General features: G+C 62.9%; 26 protein-coding genes. 5 read left to right on the top strand and 21 right to left on the bottom strand.

The features are described from left to right. Positions 1-58: 58 nt before the first annotated feature. The 6 genes from L981_RS09825 to purL all read right to left on the bottom strand — a co-directional run bounded on the left by L981_RS09825 (position 59) and on the right by purL (position 6582). Positions 59-1351 carry a multidrug effflux MFS transporter gene (locus tag L981_RS09825; protein WP_043614539.1) on the bottom strand — a complete coding sequence of 431 codons (1293 nt, stop codon included), beginning with the start codon at positions 1349-1351 and terminating at the stop codon, positions 59-61. A gap of 101 nt (positions 1352-1452) precedes the next feature. After that, positions 1453-2691 (bottom strand): multidrug effflux MFS transporter, encoded by a 1239-nt coding sequence (locus L981_RS09820; protein ID WP_043614536.1) that lies wholly within the window; start codon positions 2689-2691, stop codon positions 1453-1455. Positions 2692-3166: 475 nt separating this feature from the next. After that, complete coding sequence (gene grxD, locus L981_RS09815; RefSeq protein ID WP_043614534.1) at positions 3167-3505, bottom strand: Grx4 family monothiol glutaredoxin; 339 nt, start codon at positions 3503-3505, stop codon at positions 3167-3169. A gap of 131 nt (positions 3506-3636) precedes the next feature. Next, positions 3637-3885, bottom strand: a complete 249-nt coding sequence (locus L981_RS09810) for a hypothetical protein (RefSeq protein WP_043614530.1) — start codon at positions 3883-3885, stop codon at positions 3637-3639. Positions 3886-3891: 6 nt separating this feature from the next. Further along, positions 3892-4125, bottom strand: coding sequence for a BolA family protein (locus tag L981_RS09805; protein ID WP_034794447.1), 234 nt, complete (start codon positions 4123-4125; stop codon positions 3892-3894). 225 nt (positions 4126-4350) lie between these two features. Beyond that, positions 4351-6582: a phosphoribosylformylglycinamidine synthase subunit PurL gene (purL, locus tag L981_RS09800; RefSeq protein WP_043614527.1), complete on the bottom strand. Its 2232-nt coding sequence runs from the start codon at positions 6580-6582 to the stop codon at positions 4351-4353. Here purL and L981_RS34440 point away from each other — a divergent pair. Together L981_RS34440 and L981_RS09795 are read left to right on the top strand one after the other, a co-directional pair. Further along, positions 6569-6736: a hypothetical protein gene (locus tag L981_RS34440; RefSeq protein WP_156134025.1), complete on the top strand. Its 168-nt coding sequence runs from the start codon at positions 6569-6571 to the stop codon at positions 6734-6736. The genes purL and L981_RS34440 overlap by 14 nt on opposite strands. Before the next feature lie 393 nt (positions 6737-7129). Then, positions 7130-7723: a hypothetical protein gene (locus L981_RS09795; RefSeq protein ID WP_156134024.1), complete on the top strand. Its 594-nt coding sequence runs from the start codon at positions 7130-7132 to the stop codon at positions 7721-7723. A gap of 138 nt (positions 7724-7861) precedes the next feature. On the opposite strand, the gene L981_RS09790 is transcribed toward L981_RS09795, so the two are convergent. Together L981_RS09790 and L981_RS09785 are read right to left on the bottom strand one after the other, a co-directional pair. Then, positions 7862-8443 (bottom strand): acyloxyacyl hydrolase, encoded by a 582-nt coding sequence (locus L981_RS09790; RefSeq protein WP_043614521.1) that lies wholly within the window; start codon positions 8441-8443, stop codon positions 7862-7864. Positions 8444-8535: 92 nt separating this feature from the next. Next, entirely contained in the window at positions 8536-9954 is a 1419-nt protein-coding gene (locus L981_RS09785) for a PLP-dependent aminotransferase family protein (RefSeq protein ID WP_043614519.1), read from the bottom strand. 106 nt (positions 9955-10060) lie between these two features. Between L981_RS09785 and L981_RS35525 the strand changes: the two genes are divergently transcribed. Then, positions 10061-10291 (top strand): DUF1127 domain-containing protein, encoded by a 231-nt coding sequence (locus L981_RS35525; RefSeq protein ID WP_043614515.1) that lies wholly within the window; start codon positions 10061-10063, stop codon positions 10289-10291. Between the two features lie 93 nt (positions 10292-10384). Here the strand turns inward: L981_RS35525 and L981_RS09775 are convergent, their stop codons facing one another. From L981_RS09775 to purC, 4 genes are all read right to left on the bottom strand, one after another. Then, on the bottom strand, positions 10385-10792 hold the full coding sequence (locus L981_RS09775; protein WP_043614513.1) for a hypothetical protein: 408 nt from the start codon (positions 10790-10792) through the stop codon (positions 10385-10387). Between the two features lie 55 nt (positions 10793-10847). After that, positions 10848-11519: a phosphoribosylformylglycinamidine synthase subunit PurQ gene (purQ, locus tag L981_RS09770; protein ID WP_043614510.1), complete on the bottom strand. Its 672-nt coding sequence runs from the start codon at positions 11517-11519 to the stop codon at positions 10848-10850. A gap of 170 nt (positions 11520-11689) precedes the next feature. Continuing rightward, entirely contained in the window at positions 11690-11932 is a 243-nt protein-coding gene (gene purS, locus L981_RS09765; protein ID WP_034794427.1) for a phosphoribosylformylglycinamidine synthase subunit PurS, read from the bottom strand. Positions 11933-11949: 17 nt separating this feature from the next. Continuing rightward, positions 11950-12714: a phosphoribosylaminoimidazolesuccinocarboxamide synthase gene (purC, locus tag L981_RS09760; RefSeq protein ID WP_043614507.1), complete on the bottom strand. Its 765-nt coding sequence runs from the start codon at positions 12712-12714 to the stop codon at positions 11950-11952. A gap of 309 nt (positions 12715-13023) precedes the next feature. Here purC and L981_RS09755 point away from each other — a divergent pair, with 309 nt between their 5' ends. Continuing rightward, positions 13024-13338 (top strand): ATPase inhibitor subunit zeta, encoded by a 315-nt coding sequence (locus L981_RS09755; RefSeq protein ID WP_043614504.1) that lies wholly within the window; start codon positions 13024-13026, stop codon positions 13336-13338. A 59-nt stretch (positions 13339-13397) separates the two neighbouring features. On the opposite strand, the gene L981_RS09750 is transcribed toward L981_RS09755, so the two are convergent. Together L981_RS09750 and L981_RS09745 are read right to left on the bottom strand one after the other, a co-directional pair. Beyond that, a complete protein-coding gene (locus L981_RS09750; protein ID WP_052201698.1) occupies positions 13398-15920 on the bottom strand; it encodes an EAL domain-containing protein in 2523 nt (840 codons plus the stop codon). Positions 15921-16098: 178 nt separating this feature from the next. Next, positions 16099-16653 (bottom strand): alpha/beta hydrolase, encoded by a 555-nt coding sequence (locus tag L981_RS09745; protein ID WP_043614501.1) that lies wholly within the window; start codon positions 16651-16653, stop codon positions 16099-16101. Positions 16654-16914: 261 nt separating this feature from the next. Between L981_RS09745 and L981_RS09740 the strand changes: the two genes are divergently transcribed. Further along, positions 16915-17730, top strand: a complete 816-nt coding sequence (locus L981_RS09740; RefSeq protein ID WP_043614499.1) for a DUF2189 domain-containing protein — start codon at positions 16915-16917, stop codon at positions 17728-17730. A gap of 97 nt (positions 17731-17827) precedes the next feature. Here the strand turns inward: L981_RS09740 and L981_RS09735 are convergent, their stop codons facing one another. The 7 genes from L981_RS09735 to L981_RS09705 form a co-directional block, all read right to left on the bottom strand. Beyond that, entirely contained in the window at positions 17828-18133 is a 306-nt protein-coding gene (locus L981_RS09735) for a PilZ domain-containing protein (protein ID WP_034794416.1), read from the bottom strand. Positions 18134-18286: 153 nt separating this feature from the next. Then, complete coding sequence (gene purB, locus L981_RS09730; RefSeq protein WP_043614496.1) at positions 18287-19588, bottom strand: adenylosuccinate lyase; 1302 nt, start codon at positions 19586-19588, stop codon at positions 18287-18289. Positions 19589-19651: 63 nt separating this feature from the next. Continuing rightward, positions 19652-20212, bottom strand: coding sequence for a hypothetical protein (locus L981_RS09725; protein ID WP_156134023.1), 561 nt, complete (start codon positions 20210-20212; stop codon positions 19652-19654). Next, complete coding sequence (locus L981_RS09720; protein WP_043614493.1) at positions 20209-20952, bottom strand: DUF2259 domain-containing protein; 744 nt, start codon at positions 20950-20952, stop codon at positions 20209-20211. Before L981_RS09720 ends, L981_RS09725 begins: the two co-directional genes overlap by 4 nt. After that, complete coding sequence (gene rpe / locus L981_RS09715; RefSeq protein WP_043614490.1) at positions 20949-21626, bottom strand: ribulose-phosphate 3-epimerase; 678 nt, start codon at positions 21624-21626, stop codon at positions 20949-20951. Before rpe ends, L981_RS09720 begins: the two co-directional genes overlap by 4 nt. 76 nt (positions 21627-21702) lie before the next feature. Further along, the gene (locus L981_RS09710; protein ID WP_043614487.1) at positions 21703-22710 is read right to left on the bottom strand and encodes a P1 family peptidase; all 1008 of its coding nucleotides are present in this window, start codon (positions 22708-22710) and stop codon (positions 21703-21705) included. After that, a complete protein-coding gene (locus tag L981_RS09705) occupies positions 22707-23798 on the bottom strand; it encodes a branched-chain amino acid ABC transporter substrate-binding protein (RefSeq protein ID WP_043614483.1) in 1092 nt (363 codons plus the stop codon). Before L981_RS09705 ends, L981_RS09710 begins: the two co-directional genes overlap by 4 nt. Positions 23799-23950 lie beyond the last annotated feature (152 nt).

Genomic DNA, 23950 nt, shown 5'->3' with positions numbered 1-23950 from the left:
ATGCGAAAGCCCGCCCGGATCGCTCCGGGCGGGCTTTTTGTTTGCCTTATGGCGACCGTTACATGTGGCCGCCGCCGTGATCCATGGAGACGTCCTTGTCGCCGGGATGGGTGAAGAGCTTGCCCTTTTCAGCCCAGAGCGTTGCAAGGATCGTCACCGCGCCGAAGAGCGCGAAACCACCGAACAGCGGCTGCAACGTGCCATTGAAGAGCTGGCCGACAGCGCCGCCGATGAGCGCGCCACCGGTGGTCGAAACGAAGCCGGTGATCGCCGTTGCGGTACCGGCCAGGTGCCCCATCGGCTCCAGGCTGATCGCGGTGAAGTTCGTTGCGATCACCGCGAAGAACATCAGGAGCACCGAGAACATCAGGTAGCTGACGACGAAGGCCGGCGTGCCGGAGAGCGACATCACGAAGCCTGCGACCGAAATCAGCGTGAACAGGATCATCGAGACGTGCGAGATGCGGCGCATGCCGAAGCTGCGGACGAAGAAGCCGTTGGCGAAATTCGCAACCGCGATGCCGCCGGCCGTGCCGGCAAACGCGATCGGCAGCCACTCGCCGAGGCCATAGACCTCGCCGAAGATCTGCTGGACGGTGACGATATAGGCGCAGATGACGGCGGTGAACATCGTCATGCCGATCATGTAGCCGCAGGTGATGCGGTTGGTGAGAACGGTCTTGAAACCCGACGCCACCGCACCGACGGAGAGCGGCATGCGCTCCTCTTGGGGCAGGGACTCCTTCATGCGGGAAAAGGCCCAGACGAAGAGGATCGCGCCGATGATGCCGATCAGGATGAAGATCCAGTGCCAATTGGCATAGAGGATCACGAGCTGGCCGATCGACGGTGCCACGATCGGCACGATCATGAAGACGATCATCACATAGGACATGACGCGCGCCATTTCACGGCCGCCGAAGCAGTCACGCACGATCGCCATGGTGGTGATGCGGATCGCCGCAGCCCCGATACCCTGGATGAAGCGCAGGATCAGCAGCGTCTCGAAGCTCCGGGTGAGGGCGGCGGCAAACATCGACACGGTGAAGAAGGCGAGCCCACCGAGCAGCACGCGGCGACGGCCGAAGGCGTCGGACAGGCTGCCGAAGAAGATCTGCGAGATGCCGAAGCCGAGGAAGAAGACGCCGATGACCAGCTGGCTGTCGTTGGTGTTGGCGACGTTCAGCGACTGGCCGATCGCCGGCAGCGCCGGGAGCATGCTGTCGATGGCAATGGCGACGCTCGCCGTCATGACGGCGATGGTGATGATGAATTCGACGATGCCCATGTTGAGGCGCTCGGCCCCCGAGACGCCGTCGACATGTTCGGATTGATTGGTGATGGTGGACATTGGGATAACCCGTAAATTCAATCTTTGGAAAAAGCTGGCCAACGGTTTGGAGCGCTACAGCGACCTTTACGCGTCTCCAGAGAGACGTGACGCTGCAGAGATCAGCCGGCCGGCTGATGGTGCGGTTTGAACAGCTTGCCGCGTTCGGCAATCAGGACGAAAACGAGGCCGATGCCGGCGACGGTGAAGTAGCCGGTGGCAAGCGGAGTGGCCGTTCCGTCGAAGGACTGGCCGATGAAGGCTCCGATCACGCTCCCGCCGATCGTCTGCATGAAGCCGAGAACCGAGGACGCCGTGCCGGCGACGTGGCCGAGCGGTTCCATGGCCATGGCGTTGAAGTTTGGCGCGATCAGCCCGAACTGGAACATCGTGGCGCAATAGAGGACCACGAAGAGCGGGAAGGGCAGCGGCGCATAGAGGGAGGCCGACATCCAGATGAAGCTAGCGAGCGTAAAGCCGCAGAGTGCCGCATGGGACAACGGCCGCATGCCGAAGCGGCGGACGAGGCGGGAGTTGGTAAAGGAAGCAACCGCCATCATACTCGCGAAAGCCGCAAAGACAAGCGGAAACCACACGCCCAGATCGTAGACGCCAACGAGCACCTGCTGCGCCGAATTGATGAAGCCGAACAGCGCGCCAAGGATGACCGAGGTCGCGAGCGTATAAAGCAGCGACAGCCGGTTGGTCAGCACGATGCGGAAACCGCTGAGGATCACCGACGGCGTGAAGGCGCGGCGGTGCGCCGGATCAAGCGTTTCGCCGAGCTTCGACAGCACGATCGCGATGTTCATCACCGCATAGAGCGCGACAATGACAAAGATCATGTGCCATTCGGCAAAGCTGATGATGAGCTGGCCGATCGACGGGGCGATCACCGGGACGATCATGAACACCATCATGACCAGCGACATCACCTCGGCCATTTGCCGGCCGCCATAGACGTCACGGACGATCGAGATGGTGATGACGCGCGTCGCGGCCGCACCGGCGCCCTGTATGAAGCGCAGGGCGAGCATGAGGCCGAAGGTCGGCACGACGGCGATTGCGACCGCGCAGACCGCATAAAGCGCAAGGCCGGCCAGAAGCGGCGGCTTGCGTCCGAAGCGGTCGGACAGCGGGCCGAAGAACAGCTGTGCCACGCCCATGCCGAGCAGGTAGGCGGTGATGATGTACTGCCGCTCGTTTTCCGACGCCACGCCGAGGCTCGCGCCGATTTCCTGAAGACCCGGCAGCATGATGTCGATCGAAATCGCGTTCGTCGCCATCAGGGTGGCCATCAGCGCGATGAACTGGAACTTCGTGAGGCCGGGCAGGGCGTCGTCGTTGGTCGTGCTTGTCATTTCAAAAGTCCTAGCGGCGCGGTCAGCGCCAAGCGAAACGGGTCTGGGTCCGGACGGTGCCGGAAAAAGAAGGATGTCGGCTGGCTTAATGCCGGTCGGCACAGGGATAACAGGCGGGGGCGACCGGGCAGCCGCACCAATTGGACCGGGCCTGCATGAAACGGCGGGAGCATCGATCGGCAGCGACGGGGTCATTTCCGTGCCGGGAGGCCGGAGCGGGAACCGTTGCTGCTTATGCCGAACGATCGCGACTGCTTCATGACAGGCCGAAAACTCGGCCCAGGCCTCGCTTCAGAACGCCGGAAACGTTACAGGAAGGAAGCCCGCTTTCACAAACATTCAAACGGTCATTGCGCGAACCAAGCGCGCAAAGCCTTTGGGAAGACAACGAAAATCGAAATCCGGACAGCGACGTCCGAATCAAAAAAGGCGGTTACCCGCCTTCTCCGATGGATCGGGACAAGGCGTCCTTAGATCAGGCGGCAGCGCCCTTGACGGCGATACCCTGCTCGGAAAGGTGGGACTGAAGTTCGCCGGCCTGGAACATCTCGCGCACGATGTCGCAACCGCCGACGAATTCGCCCTTGACGTAGAGCTGCGGGATCGTCGGCCAGCTGGAATAGTCCTTGATGCCCTGGCGCAGGTCCGCGTCGGCGAGCACGTTGATGCCCTTGTAGTCGACGCCGATGTAATCGAGAATCTGGACCACCTGACCGGAGAAGCCACACTGCGGGAACTGCGGCGTACCCTTCATGAAGAGCACCACATCGTTCGTCTTGACTTCGTTGTCGATGAATTCGTGAATTCCGCTCATCCTGTCATCCTTCCTGCGCCGGCTTCAAGGGCCGGATATCGATTGGGTCTTAGATAGCATGCATATTGGTGATTTTCACCACCCAATCGCAACAAATATTGATGGTCCTCAAGATGTGGTTTTAATACCACTCAGGCCGTGCGGCGCCGCGTCTTGCTGCGCGCCGCCGACGTTTTCCGCCGACTGACCTGCTTCTTCGCCGGCTTGCGGAGGGCCGCCTCCAGAATGTCGCCAAGAAGACCCCCGCCACCGGAAGAGGCCGGCCGTGTCCGGCGCTTGGTCCGCTTGGTGGTGGTTCGCTTGACGCCGGTCTTCTTGAGGATTTCCTTCAACGCACTGTCAACGACGCCGCTGACGAGTTCCTTGATCAGGTCAGCCACGCCAGCTTACTCCGGCGCGCTCGTCTGAAGTGCAAGGGCATGCAGCACGCCGCCCATATTGCCCTTCAGTGCGTTGTAGACCATCTGGTGCTGCTGCACGCGGCTCTTGCCACGAAACGCCTCGGCCACGACTTCGGCGGCATAGTGGTCGCCGTCACCGGCCAGATCGCGGATCGTGACCTTGGCTCCGGGAATCCCTGCCTTGATCATGTCTTCGATGTCGCCTGGTGTCATGGGCATGATACGCCAACTCCCTTTTTATTCTGCAACGTCAGCAACCTGCCGACGTTGTCCATGAAACAAGGGAACCACGATTCAGGGGCGGAACGCAATTGCTGAATTGGGTGAGGCAGGGCTGTTGCCAGCGTGAACACGATCAAATGATCGCTCCCGGCAACGCCTGCAAGCAGGCACCGCAAAAGAGATATGGGAGCCGCAGAAACCGCAGCTCCCGTCCTCGATCTCTTAGTTTTCAGGCGCGACGTCGCCCTGCATAAAGTCCGGGAACCAGCCTTCATGGGCGGCGCGGAGATCCGCGACCGACACGGCCTTGGCATCGCCAAGCTTGACGGCGTCGCCACCGGTCTTGCCGATGACGGGAAGCGAGACGCCGGCAGCCTTCGCACGGGCAGCAACAACATCGAGCGCACCGGCGGCAACCGTCACGACGTAGCGGCCCTGGTCTTCGCCGTAGAAGGTCGCGATCGGATCATGGCCGGCCACTGCGTCGACCGAGGCGCCGATGCCTGAAGCCATCGCCATTTCGGCAACGGCAAGCGCCAGGCCGCCCGACGAGCAATCGTGCACGGCGGTGACGAGACCGTCGACAATCAGGCCGCGGACGAAGTCGCCAACCTTGCGCTCGTGGGCGAGGTCGACATGCGGTGCCGGGCCGTCGGTGCGGCCGTGGACGTCGCGCATGTAGACAGACTGGGCGATGTGCGAGCCGAGACCGGCAGGGGCGCCGGCGACGAGGATGGTTTCGCCTTCGGCAGCAAAGCGGATGCGCGCCATCTTCGACCAGTCCTTGATCAGGCCAACGCCGCCGATTGTCGGGGTCGGCAGGATCGCCTGGCCGTTGGTCTCGTTGTAGAGCGAGACGTTGCCGGACACGATCGGGAAGTCGAGCGCGGTGCAGGCCTCGCCGATGCCCTTGATGGCATGAACCAGCTGGCTCATGATTTCAGGACGTTCCGGGTTGCCGAAGTTGAGGTTGTCGGTGGCTGCCAGCGGCAGCGATCCGGTTGCCGTCAGGTTGCGCCAGCACTCGGCGACCGCCTGCTTGCCGCCTTCGTAAGGATCGGCTTCGACATAGCGCGGCGTCACGTCGGACGAGAAAGCGAGCGCCTTGGAGGCGTGGCCTTCGACGCGCACGACGCCGGCGTCGCCGCCCGGCAGCTGCAGCGAGTTGCCCTGGATCAGCGTGTCGTACTGTTCGTAGACCCAACGGCGCGACGAGTTGTTGGCCGAACCGACGAGCTTGACGAGCGCGTCGGCGACGTCGGCTGCCGGAATGTCGTTGGTTGCGAGCGGTGCCGCGGTCTTGGCCGGGGTCCAGGGACGATCATATTCCGGGGCTTCGTCGCCTAGTTCCTTGATCGGCAGGTTCGCGACTTCTTCGCCCTGGTGCAGGATACGGAAGCGCAGGTCGTCGGTGGTCTTGCCGACGATGGCGAAATCGAGGCCCCACTTGACGAAGATCGCCTTGGCGACTTCTTCCTTTGCCGGTTCAAGAACCATGAGCATGCGCTCCTGGCTTTCCGACAGCATCATTTCGTAAGCGGTCATGCGCTCTTCGCGCACCGGAACGGTGTCGAGGTCGAGCTCGATGCCGAGGTCGCCCTTGGCGCCCATTTCGACGGCCGAGCAGGTGAGACCGGCAGCGCCCATGTCCTGGATGGCGATGACGGCGCCGGTCGTCATCAGCTCGAGGCAGGCTTCGAGCAGGCACTTTTCGGTGAAGGGGTCGCCGACCTGAACGGTCGGGCGCTTCTCTTCGATCGACTCGTCGAACTCGGCAGACGCCATGGTTGCGCCGCCGACGCCGTCACGGCCGGTCTTGGCACCGAGATAGACGACCGGGAGGCCCACACCTTCGGCCTTGGAGTAGAAGATGGCGTCGCTCTTGGCGAGGCCGGCAGCAAAGGCGTTGACCAGAATGTTGCCGTTGTAGCGGGCGTCGAACTCGACTTCGCCGCCGACGGTCGGCACGCCGAAGGAGTTGCCATAGCCGCCGACGCCGGCAACGACGCCGGAAACGAGGTGGCGGGTCTTCGGATGATCAGGCGAACCGAAGCGCAGCGCGTTCATCGCGGCGACAGGACGGGCGCCCATGGTGAAGACGTCGCGCAGGATGCCGCCGACGCCGGTCGCCGCCCCCTGGTAGGGCTCGATGTAGGACGGGTGGTTGTGGCTCTCCATCTTGAAGACGACGCAATCGCCGTCATCGATGTCGACAACGCCGGCATTTTCGCCCGGCCCCTGGATGACGCGCGGACCCTTGGTCGGCAGCGTGCGCAGCCACTTCTTCGAGGACTTGTAGGAGCAGTGTTCGTTCCACATCGCCGAGAAGATGCCAAGTTCGGTAAAGGTCGGCTCGCGTCCGATCAGGCCGAGAATGCGCTCATATTCATCGGGCTTCAGCCCGTGCGATGCGATGAGGTCCGGGGTGATGGGGCGGGTGTTGGAAATCGTCATCGTCGACCGTCAAATCCTTCGGGCGGCGCGCAATCCACGAAAGAGGAATATGGCGCGTGCGAACCGCAACAGAAACAGGGGGCGCTTTGCGGCTTCTTTAACCTATGCTGCGGCGCGGCGCGACAGAAAAATACGGGCGATCAACAGCGGTTGACCCGCTTATGTTGCTTTGCGGAGAGCCTCCGAAGCTCGCGGCACCCTGTGGACCGGCGCGTCGATCTTACGGCCGAAAACCAAGAAAGAACTTTCGCGCATTGATTGTGCCTGCGAACAATCTTCGCGCATTGTTAAGAAGTGCGCCCTACGGTTGTATTCACGCATTGCAGCCACCGATTCGCGCATGAAGCCCGAACTGACGTACTTTCCCGCGGATGATGCAGCGGCGGAGGGATGAGGAACGCGCATGACATCCATTGGCGCCACGAACAGCGCAGCCCTGCTGATCCTGCAGCGGGCGCAAGCGCCGGCACCCGAAACCGGCGGCCAGACGAACGCAATCGATGCGATTGCGGCGATCATCTACAAGGTGGCAGGCGGTGACAGCCCGGTGAAGACGCAAGCCGCATCTCAGATCACCAGCGGCCTCCTGGACATCAAGCAGGCCAATGACGACATCGTCTCGGATGCGCTGAAATTCCTCGATTCCGACGGCTTCAAGTCGAGCGATCCCGGCGTAAAAGACACGTTGAAGTCGCTCATTGGCCAGGATGGCAGTCGCTTTGCGGACCTGGTGAAGGCGGAAAAGGTGAAGCGCCCGGGCATCGCGGATGAAAATGCGATCACGAATGCCCTGTTGAAATTCATCAAGGGGAACCGCGAAAAGTTCACGAATGACGAGATCGTCATCGGCTTCCGCTACTCGAACGGTTCATCAAACATACTCAACATTGAAGACATCAATGGGAACAGTACCCGTGGCGCCCTGTGGGCACGTCATACCGCAGCCCAGGACGAAGCGACCGCCGCAATGAAGGAGTTGCTCGAGGTCGCCAAGGACCCGACAAAGCCGAACAGTTTTGACGGCAGCAGGCTGAAGACCACGCTGTTAGCGACGCTTGCCGCGGGCGCGGAACTCGCAGCCTGGGGCGACAGGTGGGCTGATGCTTTCGGTTTCAAATCGGGTCGGCCATCGGCCGCCTAAAGCTGCGAGCGCGGATATTGATCGCGGCGCGGAGCAGGTGCGGAAGGACTTGCACGCAGCCACTACGAAAAATGCGGGCGACCAACTGTGGTTGACGCCCGCATCGAACTTTGCCGAAGGCTACGGCAGGATGCAGCCTTAGAACTTGTAGCCGAGCGCAAGGCCGGCGCGTGTCAGGCCGTTGTTGGGACCGTCGCAGAGATTGGCATGCGACGCATGCTCCACGGTCGCCGAGACGTTCCAGTGTTCGTCGAGGCGCACGCCGGCAGCGGCGTATTCGCGGAAGAGGAAGCGGCAGCCGAGTTGCGGACCGGAACCGTTGGGATCGTCGAGATCGCCGTCGTGAACCGTGCCGCCCGCGCCGAACTCCACGAAGAGGCGCTGCGTCATGTCGAAGGTCCAGCTCAAGCCGGCATAGGCCTGGTTGACGCCGTTCGACGCGGTGGCGACGGCTGCACCGGTATAGACGCGCGGCCGCAACAGCTTCTCGCCGAAATCTGCCGCGCCATCCGCATTGAACGGATCGAAGTAGAGCGTGAAAGACGGAAACACGCCGTCTTCCTGCTTGCCGCCGCTGGCGATCGATGTCGTCACGCCGAAGCGCATTTCGTCGAAGACGCCGTCCTGAGCCAGCGCCGGCGCGGCGATGACGGACGTGGTCGTAACGAAAAGGAGGGGTGCGATCAGCCGGGACGAGACCGGGCGAAACGGTAGCGGCATGCGAAATCCTTAGGGGCGAATCATCTACGCGATACTGCTAAAATAGTATCTTGCGTAAGCTTGCGCGAAAGTCACCCCGTGGATTTCGATCGTCACTCGAAACTGTCGTAACCGGCTCGGCCGCTGTCGAGCAGCCGCTTCAGTGTCTGGAAGCCAGCCCTGACTTCGGCGCGCTGCGGTGGCGAAGAGAAGCCGATGCGGATCCGATGGAAGACGCGATCGGTACGGCCGGCCTTGAACTCGTCCTCGTCGTCGACGAGCACGCCTTCCTGCAACGCCGCTTGCTTGAAGGTGCCGGACAGCCAGGGGTCCGGCAGCTTCATCCAGAGGAACGGAATGCAGGGATGCGAGGCGAACTCGATGCCCTCGAAGACTTCGCGCGCCATGGCCTCGCGGGCACGAACCTCTTCGATGCCCTGGCTGCGCAAGGCCGCAGCCGAGCCGGAGAGCACCAGGCGCGCGCACAGTTCCGCAAGGATGAACGGCAGGCCGCCGCTGACCATCTTGTGGGCGATGCGGATGCGCTGGCCGAAATGCGGAGGGCAGGCGACCCAGCCACCGCGAACACCGGCGGCAACGGACTTCGAAAGACCGCCGACGAGGAAGGTGCGTTCGGGCGCAAGCTCGGCGAGCAGCGGCGTCTGGTCGCCGGTCATGGCGCCATAGAGATCATCCTCGACCAGCCAGACACCGTATTTGCGGGCGATATCGGCGATCGCCTGGCGCCGGGCGAGCGGCATGACGGCCACCGTCGGGTTCTGCGCGCTCGGCATCAGGAAGGCGAGCTTGGGATGCTGCTGCGCACAGACGCGCTCGAAGTCGTCGGGCATCATGCCGAAGGCGTCGGATTCGACCAGCGTCGTGCGGCGACCGATCAGGCCGGCGCTGCGGCTGACCTGCGAATAGGTGAGGGTCTCGAAGGCGATGCGATCGCCAGGGGCGGTCACCGCCGCGATCACCGCCACGACGGCCGCATGGGCGCCGAGCGTCGGCACGATGTTCTCAGGCTTGGGGCGAAACCCGCCGCGCGCCAACCATTGGCACCCGGCTTCGAACCAATGATCCGGGAAGTTCCGCGCGTAGCTGGCGATGTCGGCGTGATGCTCGTGGCTGATCTCACCCAACACTTCGCTCAGCACCGTTCCCTGGCCGATGTCCGGCGCCGCTGTGCTGTCGAACCTGAGTTTGCCGACGGGCGCGACCAGGGGGCGGGTGCCGGCAAGCGACGTCGTCAGCGGATCCGATTGCTCCGGCGGCCGGCTTTCGGGATGGTCGAGCACATAGGTGCCGCGTCCGACCTCGCCACTCACCAGCCCGCGCTCGCGGACGATATTGTAAGCGCGCCCGATCGTGCCGATTGTCACCCCGATATCGTAGGCGAGGTTGCGTTGCGGTGGCAATTTGGCGCCGACGGGCAGGGCGCCGCTGCCGATTGCCTGTTCGATCTGGTCGGCGATGCGCGCGTAGAGCGGGCCATGACCTTGCTGAATGTCCGGGAGCCAATTTGTCATAGTGACAATTCTTTAGATTACAGCGCGAAATATGTCAATTATCACCGATACAACGATAGCAATCGCTGCATTGGGGTTATCAATGAGTACAATGGATACAATTTGTTTGTCCCACTCGGAGGCGAAGTCCGCAGGCTCCACCGGCGCATCGCTGGGTGGCGACTATTCGGACGAGCGCGAAAGCCTGCTGAAGCGTCTTTGGAGCCTCTATTGCACGCTGGCTGCAAAGCGGCGCGGCCGGCTGGCGCTCGGGGAATTGAGTGAGTGGCAGCTCCAGGATATCGGCGTTTGCAAGAAGGACGCGCGCCAGGAATCGTCTGTCCCGTTCTGGCGCTGACCGATCGGATCGGAACGACCGTCCGAAATGCAAAAGGACCGGCAACCTTGAGGTCAACCGGCCCTTGGATCAATTCGACACGTTCAGCTTGGGCTATTTGCAGCCCTGTCCGCCAGCAGCCCAGCGCTTGATGTCGGCGGCCATGCGCGTTCCCGTCGGTTCGCTCATCAGCGGCCCGAAGGCTTGCAGGCGGGCCGGATTACCCTCGGCCTGAACGACGGCGAGGGGGCGTGCCTCCGGCGATTTGCGCGGGACAATCAGGATGCGCGGACGGCCGGAGAAGGAGTTGAGCTCGGGCGCCAGGCGATAGGACTTGAATTCGGCGTCACCCGACTTGAACCAGCAGCTGTTGGCACCGAGAGCCACGCGTTCCATGGTCGGCAGCGCCGCCGTGTTCGGGCTTGGTGCCGGCGGCTTCGGCGACTGGCACGAGGCCAGAAGCACAAGACCGAAGGCCGTGCAGGCAAGGCCGGTCAGGCGTGCAGGGGCAAATGAAGGCATCGACGGTCTCGCTCGCAAATGGGGATGGGTCGAATGCCTTCTACCAGCCGGATGGTTAAGCGGCGATTACTTCGAGGGCAGACGCAAACAGGCCGCGACCGTCGGAACCGCCATGGGCGGCTTCAATCAGGTTTTCCGGATGCGGCATCATGCCGAGAACGTTACCTTCAGCGTTCATGACGCCGGCGATATCGTTCATCGAACCGTTCGGGTTGGTGCCTTCAGCATAACGGAAGACCACCTGGCCATTGCCTTCGATCGTCTTCAACGTCTCGGCATCGGCGAAGTAGTTGCCGTCGTGGTGGGCGACCGGCGACCGGATGATCTGGCCCTTGGAGTAGGCGCGAGTGAAGTCGGTGTCGGCGTTGACAACTTCGAGCTTGATCTCGCGGCAGACGAATTTCAGCGAGGCATTGCGCATCAGCGCGCCGGGCAGGAGCCCCGCCTCGACGAGGATCTGGAAGCCGTTGCAGACGCCGAGAACCTTGACGCCCTTTTCCGCCTTGGCCTTGATCGCCTGCATGACCGGCATGCGCGCAGCGATCGCGCCGCAGCGCAGGTAATCGCCATAGGAGAAGCCGCCGGGAATGACGATCAGATCGACATCCGGAATATCGGTTTCGGTCTGCCAGACGGTGACAGGCGCCTTGCCGGAGATCTTGGTGAGGGCCGCGATCATGTCGCGGTCGCGGTTGAGGCCCGGAAGCTGGACGACGGCTGACTTCATATCTCTGTCTCCGATACGGCAAGATCAATCTTGATGCCGCACTCGGACGAGCCAGGCATCTGCTGCGACGATGGCAGCGGCGTTTCCCATGGGACCAGCGGCTGCTCCGGCATTTCGTAAACGTCTGGTTCCGCGCCCGAAGACGCGGAACGCCTTCTTCGCCTGTAGGATCAGGCGAAGGAGATGCTGTAGTTCTCGATCACCGTGTTGGCGAGCAGCTTTTCGCACATGGCCTTGAGGTCTTCCTCGGCCTTGGCCTTGTCTGCGGATTCGATCTGCAGGTCGAAGACCTTGCCCTGGCGAACCTGGCCGATGCCGTCGAAGCCGAGCGCACCGAGCGCGCCTTCGATTGCCTTGCCCTGCGGATCGAGAACGCCGTTCTTCAGCGTCACGGTTACACGTGCCTTGATCACTTTGATTTTCCCCGAAGTTACTTCACGAGAACCGGACCGGTGCCGCGCACGGGTTCGTTCTCATTCATGATGCCGAGACGGCGGGCGACTTCCTGGTAGGCCTCGACGAGGCCGCCGAGGTCGCGGCGGAAACGGTCCTTGTCGAGCTTCTCGCGGGTCTCGATGTCCCAGAGACGGCAGCTGTCCGGCGAGATCTCGTCAGCAAGCACGATGCGCATCATGTCGCCTTCGAACAGGCGGCCGCACTCGATCTTGAAATCGACGAGCTGGATGCCGACGCCGAGGAACAGGCCCGTAAGGAAGTCGTTGATGCGGATGGCGAGCGCCATGACGTCGTCGAGTTCCTGCGGGCTTGCCCAGCCGAACGCCGTGATGTGCTCTTCGGAGACCATCGGGTCTTCGAGCGCATCGGCCTTGTAGTAGAATTCGATGATCGAACGGGGGAGGACCGTGCCTTCCTCGATGCCGAGACGCTTGGCCAGCGAGCCGGCGGCGACGTTGCGCACGACGATCTCGAGCGGGATGATCTCGACTTCCTTGATCAACTGCTCGCGCATGTTGAGGCGGCGGATGAAGTGCGTGGGGATGCCGATCTTGTTGAGGTGCGTGAAGATATACTCGGAAATCCGGTTGTTCAGCACACCCTTGCCGTCGATGACGTCGTGCTTTTTCTTGTTGAAGGCGGTCGCGTCGTCCTTGAAGAACTGGATCAGCGTGCCCGGCTCGGGACCCTCATAGAGGATCTTGGCCTTGCCCTCGTAGATACGGCGGCGACGATTCATGGATTTGTCTCTGTGTTTACTGGCGCTCTTGGGGCGCGCACGTGGAGTATCTCTCGCGGTCCATAGCTGAAAAGAACCGATTTCACAATCGGCCTATGTTCCAGTCCCCTGATTTGCATGGGGCACTGCGTGTCCTCCTCGACGCACCGGATGCCGCGATGCTTTCCGGGAGGGAACGCGACCGAGGAAACCATTCAAAGGTAACACGAAAGTCATCGATCCGAAAAACTTCGCATTGCAGTTTGACCCGCGTTTTGATTTATGGCGATAAACTGATTTCAGACATGGAATTCTCAGGGAGATTGATTGATGACGTCGATGCAGGATCGCGAAAAGGCCTTCGAAGCAAAGTTTGCGATGGACGAAGAGCTGAGGTTCAAGGCTGAAGCGCGTCGCAACAAGCTGCTCGGTCTGTGGGCCGCCGGCCTGCTCGGCAAGGCCGACGCCGACGCCTATGCCAGCGAAGTGGTGGCTGCGGATTTCGAAGAAGCCGGCCATGAAGATGTCGTTCGCAAGATCAAGGCGGATTTCGACGCGGCAGGCGTTGCCCAGAGCGAAGAGCAGATCCGCGTGCGGATGCTCGAACTGCTCGGCGAAGCCGTCCAGCAGCTGCAGAGCAAGTAAGCCGAAAGGCTGTTGCCAGAACCATTGAAGCGCCGCCCGTCCCTCTGGCCGGGCGGTTTTTATTTGTCCGGACCGCCGAACACCGGCTTCCACCCGCGGCGCAAGCGCTGCTCCAGCTCCAGCCGGTCCATCGGCCGCGCAAGCGCGTAGCCCTGCAGCACGTCGCAGCCGAGATCCCGCAGCATCGCCGCATGCTCCCAGGTCTCGACACCTTCACCCACGACCGCGATGTTGAGCGAGTGGCCGATGTCGATGATCGCCCGCACCAGCTTTGCCTGCTTGGCGCTTTCGGTCATCGGGCCGACGAGCGCCCTGTCGATCTTGAGCCGGGCCGGATTGAGGTTGAGCAAGCCGATGATCGAAGCATGGCCGGTGCCGAAATCGTCGATTTCGATTTCGATGCCGAGGTCGCCGAGCGCCGAAATGGTTTCGGCGATTTCGTCTTCCGGATCATCGAGGAAGATCGACTCCAGAAGCTCGAAAGAAAGGATGCCCGGCGGGATCCGCATGTCGCGCAGATCAGCAATCAATCCGGGATCGCGCAGCCGCGGCGACGACATGTTGACCGAGATCTTGGGAACCCCGAGCCCTTCCTTCTGCCAGGACTGAAAGTCGCGATAGGCGAGCTCGACCACCTTCCTGTCGATCGCCGGCAGGACGTTGATCTCCTCGGCCACCTTCAGGAAATGGAAGGGGGCGAGAATGCCGCGCTCCGGGTGGTTCCACCGCACCAGTGCCTCGACGCCGGATATCTCCAGCGAGCGCGCGTGGAACTGCGGCTGGTAGTAGACCGTGAACTGCCCTTCCTCGATCGCCTGGCGAATGTCGTCGCCGATGCGCTTGGCGTTGAGGATCTGGGTTTGAATGAGCTCGGAAAACACCTCGACGCGATCACGCCCGACGCTCTTTGCCCGATAGAGGGCGATGTCGGCATTCATCAGCAGCTGTTTGGCGTCGAAGTCCTCGCCGCCCCTGAAGGCGATGCCGATGCTCGCACCCAGGCGGCAGAGCTGGCCGTCATAGGGGATGGGGCGGCGGAAGGCATGGACGATGCGCTCAGCAAGCTCGGTCAGTTGCGGCAGGTCGCGGTCGCGGCGGCAGAGGATGACGAACTCGTCACCGCCGATGCGGGCGATGAAATCGTCGTGGCGGGCGTGCGCGCGCAGGATCGCGGCCGCATGCGTCAGCATGGCGTCGCCGGCCTGGTGGCCGAGTGTGTCGTTGATCTGCTTGAAGCGATCGAGGTCGATATGCAGGATCGCGTTGACGGCGACATTCTCCGTCAGCATCTGATCCAGGTAGCGACGGTTGGGCAGGTCGGTCAGGTAATCGTGCAGCGCGTTGTACTCGATCCGGATCCGGGCCTGCTCGAGTTCACGGTTGCGCGCTTCGGCCGATGCCTTCGCCTGGCGCAACTCCTCCTGCAGCGCAATGTCTTCCGTGACGTCCCAATTGGCGCCGATGAGCTTGCGTGTGCCGAGATGATCGACATAGGTCGCGGCATTGGAACGGATGTGACGGACGGACCCGTCCGGGCGCACGATGCGGAAGGCGTTGGAGTAGGGCTTTCCCGAGGCGATGCCTTCATTGGTTCTGGCAATGACGGCGTCGCGGTCGTCAGGGTGCAGGCAGTTCTCCCAGGTCTCCGAGGTCGGCGCGCCATCGGCGGGGTCGAGACCATAGATCTCGAACATACGCTCGTCCCAGTCGTCGCGCAGCGCATCGAGATTGAAATCGAACACACCGATCTTCGACACGCCGAGCGCCAGCCTCAGGCGGCGGGAGACTTCCTCTAGCCGCGCCTCGGCCTCCTTGCGGGCGGTGATGTCGGTATCCGTCCCGATGATGCGGCTCGGCCTGCCGTCCGGCCAGTAGGCAACGGAGGCGCCGCGGCTTTCGATCCAGATCCAGTGACCGTCGGCGTGGCGTTCTCGATACTCGAAGGTGTTGAAGATCGCTTCGCCGGAATCCTGCCGCTCGATCGCCGCGCGCACATGCGCATGGTCGTCGGGGTGAACGTTCTGGATCCAGTTTTCGAGCGTACCGTCGACCTGGGCATCTTCGGGCAGGCCGCGAAGCCGCCTCCAGGTGGCCGAATAAAACAGGTCTCCGGTTTCGAAGTCGTGATCCCATACGCCCTCAAGCGCGCCGTCGAGGGCATATTTCCAGCGGGTCTCGTCGTTACGCAACCCGGCGATCTCGTTGACAAAATCGTCGGCCGGCAACATCAGCAGCAGCGAGGCGGCTTCATCGCCAAGCCGCACCGGCGAACAGGCAACGAGCATCGGCGCAGAGCGGCTGGGGCCGAGGAAATGGATCGTCTCGGCGACCGCCGACGTTGCGCGCGGCGGCACGCGCGGCCGGTCCTCGTCCGCCACGAAGTCGCTCAGAAAGGCGTGTCGCAACTGTGAAGGCGTGCGGCCGAACACGTCGCAGGCGCGGGCGTTGGCAGCCAGGATCCGTCCGTGCGCATCGACAATGACGGCGTTTGCCGGCAACCGTTCCAGGGTGGCCTGCGTCAGAGCATCCGGATGCGCCGGTGCGTTTTGCGCACCTTTGGTGAGACGTTCGTTTACGGCCACTTCCCATGTCCAGTATCTGCGGCCGGACGACCAAACGGAAGGATCCGGTCAATGCGGGCGCAGATCAAGGTTCGACAACGCTCGGCACCATCATGAGACGAGTCGCATCGTGCCGGCGATGATGACCGCGGACAATGAACGTCGGATTAATATGGCCGCAACAGGTGGCCGCGGCGCGTCAGGGTTTAAGCCGGCTCAGGAACTGGGCAAACACCATCGTGCCCTCCGGCCACGGCCCATGGCCGGACTCGGTGTTGATGTGACCGGATTCTCCGGCATCGACAAGCAGCGAACCCCAGGCGTTGGCGATGTCGTCCGCATGCTCGTAGGAACCGAAGGGATCGTTGCGGCTGGCGACCATCAAGGACGGGAAGGGAAGCGGATCGCGCGGATAGGGGCCGAAGGTCATCAGATGCTTCGGACGGATCGCCGGGTTGGCAACATCCGGCGGCGCCACCAGGAAAGCGCCGGCAATCGGCTTCTTGAAATGTGGCAGGGCGTGGATGGCCGTCGCAACGCCCAGCGAATGGGCGACGATGACAACGGGCTTTTCCGACGCATTGACCTCGTCGACCATGCGCGCCACCCAATCGTCACGGACAGGCTTTGCCCACTCCGCCTGCTCGACGCGGCGTGCGGTCGACATCTTGCGCTCCCAGCGCGTCTGCCAGTGCTCCGGTCCGGAGTTGGTGTAGCCTGGAACGATGAGGATATGGGCGTCGGAAACTTTCATGGTGCCCGCGATGTGGCGCTGAAAGGCGCGGAAGTCAAGGCCTGTGGCCCAACCCGTTCATCACGGCCCAGACGACGCCCATGGGAGCCCGGCTGACGGCCCCGATGTTTCGCGTTCCAAGCGGCTGCTTAACGTGGCGAGAGGCGGCAGGCGACAGCGGTCGCATTTTCTGTATAATCGAACGGACGGTCGCGGATGGTGCGGCTTGGTTCGCCGCAACTCTGTTCCGTGGCCGCTCTGGTTCGTTGAGGAGTGTGAGCCATGACAACATTCCATGTCCTGTCGGGAGCGGACGCGAGTGTCGCCCATCCCGGAATAAAAAAGATTGGCGTCGCGGATGTATTCGACGCCTTACGCTTGGGCTTTGACGATTTTCGCGAGAAACCATCACACTACGTCTTTCTTTGCCTGATCTACCCGATAGCCGGTGTCGTTCTGATCACCTGGAGCGCCGGCGCCAACATGCTGCCGCTGCTTTATCCTCTTGTCTCCGGCTTCGCGCTGATCGGCCCGGTCGCCGCGATCGGCCTTTACGAGATCAGCCGACGGCGAGAACTCGGCATGGACTACTCCTGGCCACACGCGCTTCGCCTGCATCGCTCTCCGGCGCTGCCGTCGATCATGGCCGTCGCCGCCATGCTGTTCGTTGTCTTCATCATCTGGCTGCTGGTCGCCCAGGCGCTCTATGTGCAGATCTTCGGGGCGGAACCACCGGATTCGATCGCAGCCTTCTGGAACGGTATCGTCGGCACTGAACAGGGCTGGAACCTGATCCTCGTCGGCAACGCCGTTGGCTTCGTCTTCGCCGTCATCGTTCTGTCGACATCCGTCGTGTCGTTCCCGTTGCTGATCGATCGGGACGTCGGCGCCGTATCGGCGGTCGAGACGTCCATTCGCGCAACGCTCGTCAACCCGGTGCCCGTCGCCGTCTGGGGTTTCATCATCGCCGCCGGCCTAGTCATCGGCTCGATCCCGGTCTTTGTCGGCCTCGCCGTCATCATGCCGATCTTCGGACACGCCACCTGGCACCTCTATCGCAAGATGGTGGAACCCGGTCCGCGCGCGCGGTCACACTGATCGCTGACAACCGAAGGCAGGATAACCGCTCAACGGAAAAAGCGCCGCATGTCGATCGACCTGCGGCGCCTTTGGCGTGCTTGCCGAGATGCCCGGCCTAGCGAAAGTGCTTGTAATAGGATGAGATCTGCGCCGCCGTGTTGGACGACAGGTTGAGCTTGATGCCGATTTTGTCCCCGCGATACCAGCGGACCATGCCGGTCAGGAAGCCGAGCTCCTCGCTTCTGATCGTCACTTCCTGTCCCGTCTTGGCGCCGATGTCGAAGAGCAGCTGAAAGCAGATGCCCTCGGCTGAAAGGTCCTTGACGATGCCGCTGCTGGAGCCGGACTTGACGGTCACCGTACCTGTAATTTTCGTTTGCGTGCGCTGCGTCGCCCGCTCGACACTGTCTTTGTAGGCCATGCGATCCTCAGAACCTGGATTGACAGATCCTGAGCTTTGCACGCAATGCGTGAATTTCCTGCTAACGCAAATGCCCGCATTCGAGCGATGTGCTCCAAATGCGGGCATGGCAACAAAACCAAAGGCCTACGGCCGTCCGCTCAGCCCGGAACCTTAGCCGAAGACGCGCTTGAAGATCGTGTCGACGTGCTTGGTGTGGTAGCCGAGATCAAACTTCTCGCGGATGTCCTCTTCGGAAAGCGCCGCGCGGACTTCCGCATCGGCCAGCAGTTCCTCGAGGAAGTCCTTGCCCTGTTCCCAGACCTTCATGGCGTTGCGCTGCACGAGGCGATAGGCATCCTCACGCGACACGCCGGCCTGCGTCAGCGCCAAAAGCACGCGCTGCGAATGCACGAGCCCGCGGAACTTGTTCATGTTGTTGATCATGTTCTCGGGGTAGACGAGCAGCTTGTCGATAACGCTGGTCAGACGAGCGAGCGCGAAGTCGAGCGTCACCGTCGCATCCGGGCCGATCATGCGCTCGACCGAGGAGTGCGAGATGTCGCGCTCATGCCAGAGCGCAACGTTTTCCATGGCGGGAATGGAGAAGGCGCGAACCATGCGGGCAAGGCCCGTGAGGTTTTCGGTCAGGACCGGGTTACGCTTATGCGGCATGGCCGACGAGCCCTTCTGGCCCGGCGAGAAATACTCCTCCGCTTCGAGCACTTCGGTGCGCTGCAGGTGACGGACTTCCGTCGCCAGGCGCTCGATCGACGAGGCGATGACGCCGAGGGTCGCGAAGTACATGGCGTGACGGTCGCGCGGGATGACCTGGGTCGAAACCGGTTCCGGCTTCAGGCCAAGTGCCTCGGCGACATGTTCTTCAACGCGCGGGTCGATGTTGGCGAAGGTGCCGACGGCGCCCGAGATCGCGCAGGTGGCGACTTCTTCGCGTGCGGCCAGCAGGCGCTGCTTGCAACGGTCGAACTCGGCATAGGCGAGTGCCAGCTTGACGCCGAAGGTGGTCGGCTCGGCGTGGATGCCGTGCGAACGGCCGATCGTCACCGTGTCCTTGTGCTCGAAGGCGCGGCGCTTCAGGGCTTCGAGCAGCTTGTCGAGATCGGCGAGGAGCAGGTCGGTCGCACGCACCAGCTGCACGTTGAAGCAGGTGTCCAGCACGTCAGACGAGGTCATGCCCTGGTGGATGAAGCGGCTGTCGGGGCCGACGAATTCGGCAAGATGCGTCAGGAACGCAATCACGTCATGCTTGGTGACGGCCTCGATTTCGTCGATGCGAGCGACGTCGAAAGTGGCAGCGCCACCCTTTTCCCAGATCATGCGCGCGGCATCCTTCGGGATCACGCCGATTTCGGCAAGCGCATCGCAGGCGTGGGCCTCGATCTCGAACCAGATGCGGAATTTCGTTTCCGGCGACCAGATGGCCACCATTTCCGGTCGGGAGTAACGGGGGATCATGGGCTTAAGCTTTCGTCGTCAGTGGAGGGATGGCCGTGCCTCTAGCAAAGATAGCCGCGAAGCTCAACGCCGTTGCTCATGGCGATCGCCTGCCAGCCACAGGCAGACGGCGAACAGTATAACACCGCCGACGGGCAAAAAGAGGCGAAGGCCCATGACCAGAAACTGGTAGAAGGCGATCAGCGTCGTAAAGGCGAACTGGAAGAGCCAGGTCGTGGTTCCGATCGGGGCGTGCCACTGTGCATAGAATTCGCGGTAGTCGAGCGCGAAAAGCAGTGCCGTCATCCCGATCGTGCCGAGCGAGAGGAAGAAGAGATAGGCCGCGAAACGCGTTTCCACGCGGCGTCCGATCGCGGCGAAGCGGGCGAGAAACAGCGCCGGCGGCCAGGCGAGCATAGCGCCGGCCCCGAAGACCCAGAGCAGTTCGGCCAGATGGAAGGTCGCGTCCCGTTCCCGCAGCCACAGCGCAAACCACGCCGACAGCGTCATCGACGCGCTCCACAAGGGCGCGCCGAAGAGCAATAGCGGAAGGCTCGGCACGGACCGGGCGAGGCGGGTCCGTTTCCGGGCACCGGCCGCCGCACGCCCCGCTTTCGCTTCGACGCTGGCGGCCGCCTCGTTCATTTGGCGATCCGCGTCGGGATCGCGATCCAGCGCCCGTCCGTCGTGCCTTCAAAGCCGAGCGACTTGACAAGCACCATGATCACGTGGGTTTCCGAACCGTCGTCGTTGCGGTGGGTGATGGCGCCGCCGACCTGATAGCCGGTGGGGCAACGGCGGCTTTCCGGTATGCGGCTGTCATCCTGAAGCACGTCGCTTGCCGGCGCGCCCGCCTTCATCGTCATCGACAGACGGAAACCCTTGGTTTCCTTCAGGAAGTCCTTGCAGATGCCGTCCGGCTCGAAGGTCGTTTCCTCGAGCGTAACCGTATAGGTCTCGCGGAACGCTTGATCGGCTGCAAAGGCATCGTAGGTCAGCGAGAGCGGCTTGGCGTTGGCTTCCGTGATCGGGTTGAAGGCCGCGAGCAGCCCGGGCGCATCGGCCAGGCGATAGGCATCGATCAAGGGGGCTGCCCGACGCCGGGCTTCATGGCGCGCCTTCGACAGCGGGCTGCCGTCTTCGCGGCTGACAGCGCGCACCGGCGCGCCGGGCAGGAAGCTGTCATTGCGCGTGTCGATCACATAGATGGTCGAATAAGGAAAGCCGGAACCGTCCTGGACGCCATATTCCTCGAAGGCAAAGACATTGCCGTCGGCCGAAAAGCCGATCGGCTGCAGTGCGGCATAGTCGCCAGCAAGAGCCGGCGATGCAGCGGCGGCCGCAGCCAGGCAACAAAGACCGGAAATTGCCGCGCGTGCTGTCATCGATAGGCCTTCTCGGCCGGCGCACGGATCGCTTCGATCGCCGAGCGATAGGCCTCGACCGAGCCGCCCTTGAAGATCGCCGAGCCGGCAACGAGAACATTGGCGCCAGCGCCGGTGGCAATGGCTGCCGTTTCAGGCGCAATGCCGCCATCGACTTCGATCTCGATCGGCCGATCGCCGATCATCGCCTTGATACGACGGATCTTTTCCGCGGTGGCGTCGATGAACTTCTGCCCGCCGAAGCCCGGATTGACGGTCATGACGAGGATCAGGTCAAGCTCATCGAGCACGTATTCGATGGCGCTCTCGGGCGTTGCCGGATTGAGCGACACGCCCGCCTTCTTGCCGAGCGAACGGACCGTCTGCAGCGAGCGGTGCAGGTGCGGACCGGCCTCGGCATGCACCGTCAGGATATCGCAGCCGGCCTTGGCGAAGGCTTCGAGAAACGGGTCGGCGGGCGAAATCATCAGGTGGCAGTCGAACGTCGCATCGGTGTAGCGGCGCAACGACTTGATGACATCGGGGCCGAAGGTGATGTTCGGCACGAAATGACCGTCCATGACATCGAGATGGATCCAGTCCGCGCCGGCATCGACGACATCGCGAACCTCCTGGCCGAGCTTGGAGAAATCGGCCGCCAGGATCGACGGGGCAATGCGGATAGGGTGGGTCATGGCGCACTCCAGCGTGTTTTCCGCGGGAATAGCACCGCCGAGCCCCGCAAACAACATGCCTGCAATCAAAGCTGCGTCAGCAACGCCGCGACCAGCAGGGCATGAGATCGTTTTCCGCCGGCGTCGCGTCGTGGACCCCGCGGGCGATCGCGCGCGCCATGGTCGAGGCGGCAACCGCGCCGAGATCGATGAAATCCTCTGTTGTCGGCGTCTTGCCGCTGGCGCCGGTCGCAAGCGCGAAGATCAGGTCGCCGTCGAGCGGCGTGTGCGCCGGCCAGAGCCCGCGGGCAAAGCCGTCATGGGCGGCAATCGCGAGGCGCTTGGCTTCGGCCTTCGTCAGCACCGCATCCGTCGCGATCACCGCGATCGTCGTGTTGGCGACGGCCGCCTGCCGGTCGCGGAACTTGATGCGGATGTCGGCCGCGTCGGCCGGCATCGGGTGGGGCAGGCCAAGCCCGCCGAACTCGTCATCCAGCTCGAAGGGCGCGGACCAGAAATGCCCGGTGTCGCCGACGGTAGCGGATCCGAGCGCATTGACGGCGACAAGCGCGCCGATGGTGATGCCGTTCGGCAGGACGGTCGACGCGGAACCGAGACCACCCTTCAGGCCAGCGGTCAGCGCACCGGTGCCAGCGCCTGCCGAACCGGTCGAAAATGTCGCTCCAGCCCGCCCGACTGCCTCGAAGCCGAGTTCACGATAGGGCGGAAAGCGGCCCCAATCCTTATCGCCACCATTGATGAGGTCGAAGAGGATCGCCGTCGGGACGATCGGGATCCGGTGCGGGCCGACAGCGAAGCCGCGGCCCATCTCCCTGAGAGCCGCCTGCGCACCGGACGCAGCGTCAAGCCCGAAGGCCGAACCGCCGGAAAGAACGAGTGCATCGACCGTCTGCACCGTGTTGTGCGGGTCGAGAAGGTCGGTTTCCCGGGTACCCGGCGCACCGCCCAGAACCTGGACGGCGGCCGTTGCCGGCGGGTCGCAGACGATCGCGGTGACGCCCGATTTCAGGCGATGGTCCTCGGCGTTGCCGACCGTCAGACCTTTGACATCGGTGATCAGGTTCAGCGGTCCCGGACGCATCATGGCGTGGCTCCTTCAGCGGCCGCAGGCACGAAATGGTCGCCTTGCCACTGCATCAAACGGTAGGGATTGTCGGCGCGCTCGTGCGCAGCGTTAAAGGCGGTGAGGCCGAGAACGGTCGGGTAGGGCCCCTTGCCGGCGATCGCTTCGGTCAGTGACTTGTCGTCCTGTGCTGCCCTATCCTTGGCTTCCTCCAGCAACGCCATCACCGCGAAGGCCGGCATCACATAGCCTTCCGGCTCGATGCCGGCGGCGCGCATTTCGTCGGCAAAGGGCTTGCCTTCCGGCGATTGCGCCGCATCCGGCAGCGTTACTGCAAGCACGCCATCGGCAAGCGGAACCGTGAGATCGGCCGCGTTCAAGGCATCGCCGCCAAGCAAGGTAAGGTTTGCGCCTTCGCCAAGGGCATCACGGGCGATCACCGCGGTATCCTGCCGGTCGCCGCCGGTGAAGACGTGGGTTGCGCCGCTTTTCACCAGGCGTCGCACCAGGTTGATCTGCTGCTCCTGCGCCGGCCGGTAGGTGTCGCTGAAGACCGGTGTCATGCCGATTTCGGCAAGCGCTGCGCGCACCGCCTCGACCAGCTCCCGGCTGTGGATCGTACCGTCGTCGACGAGCGCGATGGGCTTGTCCTTCCAGCGGTTGACGATGGCATCGACGATGGCCACGGCCTCGGCATTGCCGCTCGGCGCAAGGCGGAAGAGCGGCCATTTGTTCTTGAGCGCGTCTTCCATCAGGATATCGGAGCGCACGCTGAGGGTGATTGCCGGCAAGCCCGCTTCGGTCAGGGCCGGAAGCGTGGCATCCAGGCTTTCGGTGCAGAGAAAGCCGACGGCGGCTTCGGCACCTGCCGCAAGCAATGCCTTGGTCAGCGCCTCGTTGCCGGCGGTATCGCAGGTCTCGGGAATGACGACGATCTCGCTGCCGCGATCACCGGCCTTGAAGCCTGCGCCGTCGATAATCTGCTTACCGAGCGCCGCGAACGGACCTTCCACCGGCGCAACGACCGCCACCTTGATACCGGCCGCCCAAGCCGGCGTTGCCTGCACCAGTCCGGCAAGGATAAGGCTGGTGACAATGGATCGACGCATTCACTTACTCCGCCGCCGCAAGCTTTCGCGTCCGAACCGATCCGGGGCAAAATCCTACGGCGAGCCACCACAGCTTCCTCTTCCGTTGCCGCTCGCGTCTGACGCGAGGCACGGTCGTTGTCGCATGTTTTAAGGAAGTGCCCCGCGGCGTC

Source organism: Ensifer sp. ZNC0028 (assembly GCF_000799055.1).
GTDB lineage: Bacteria > Pseudomonadota > Alphaproteobacteria > Rhizobiales > Rhizobiaceae > Ensifer.
The sequence above is the reverse complement of the archived record's forward strand: the minus strand, read 5'-3'. Positions and strand labels throughout refer to the sequence as shown.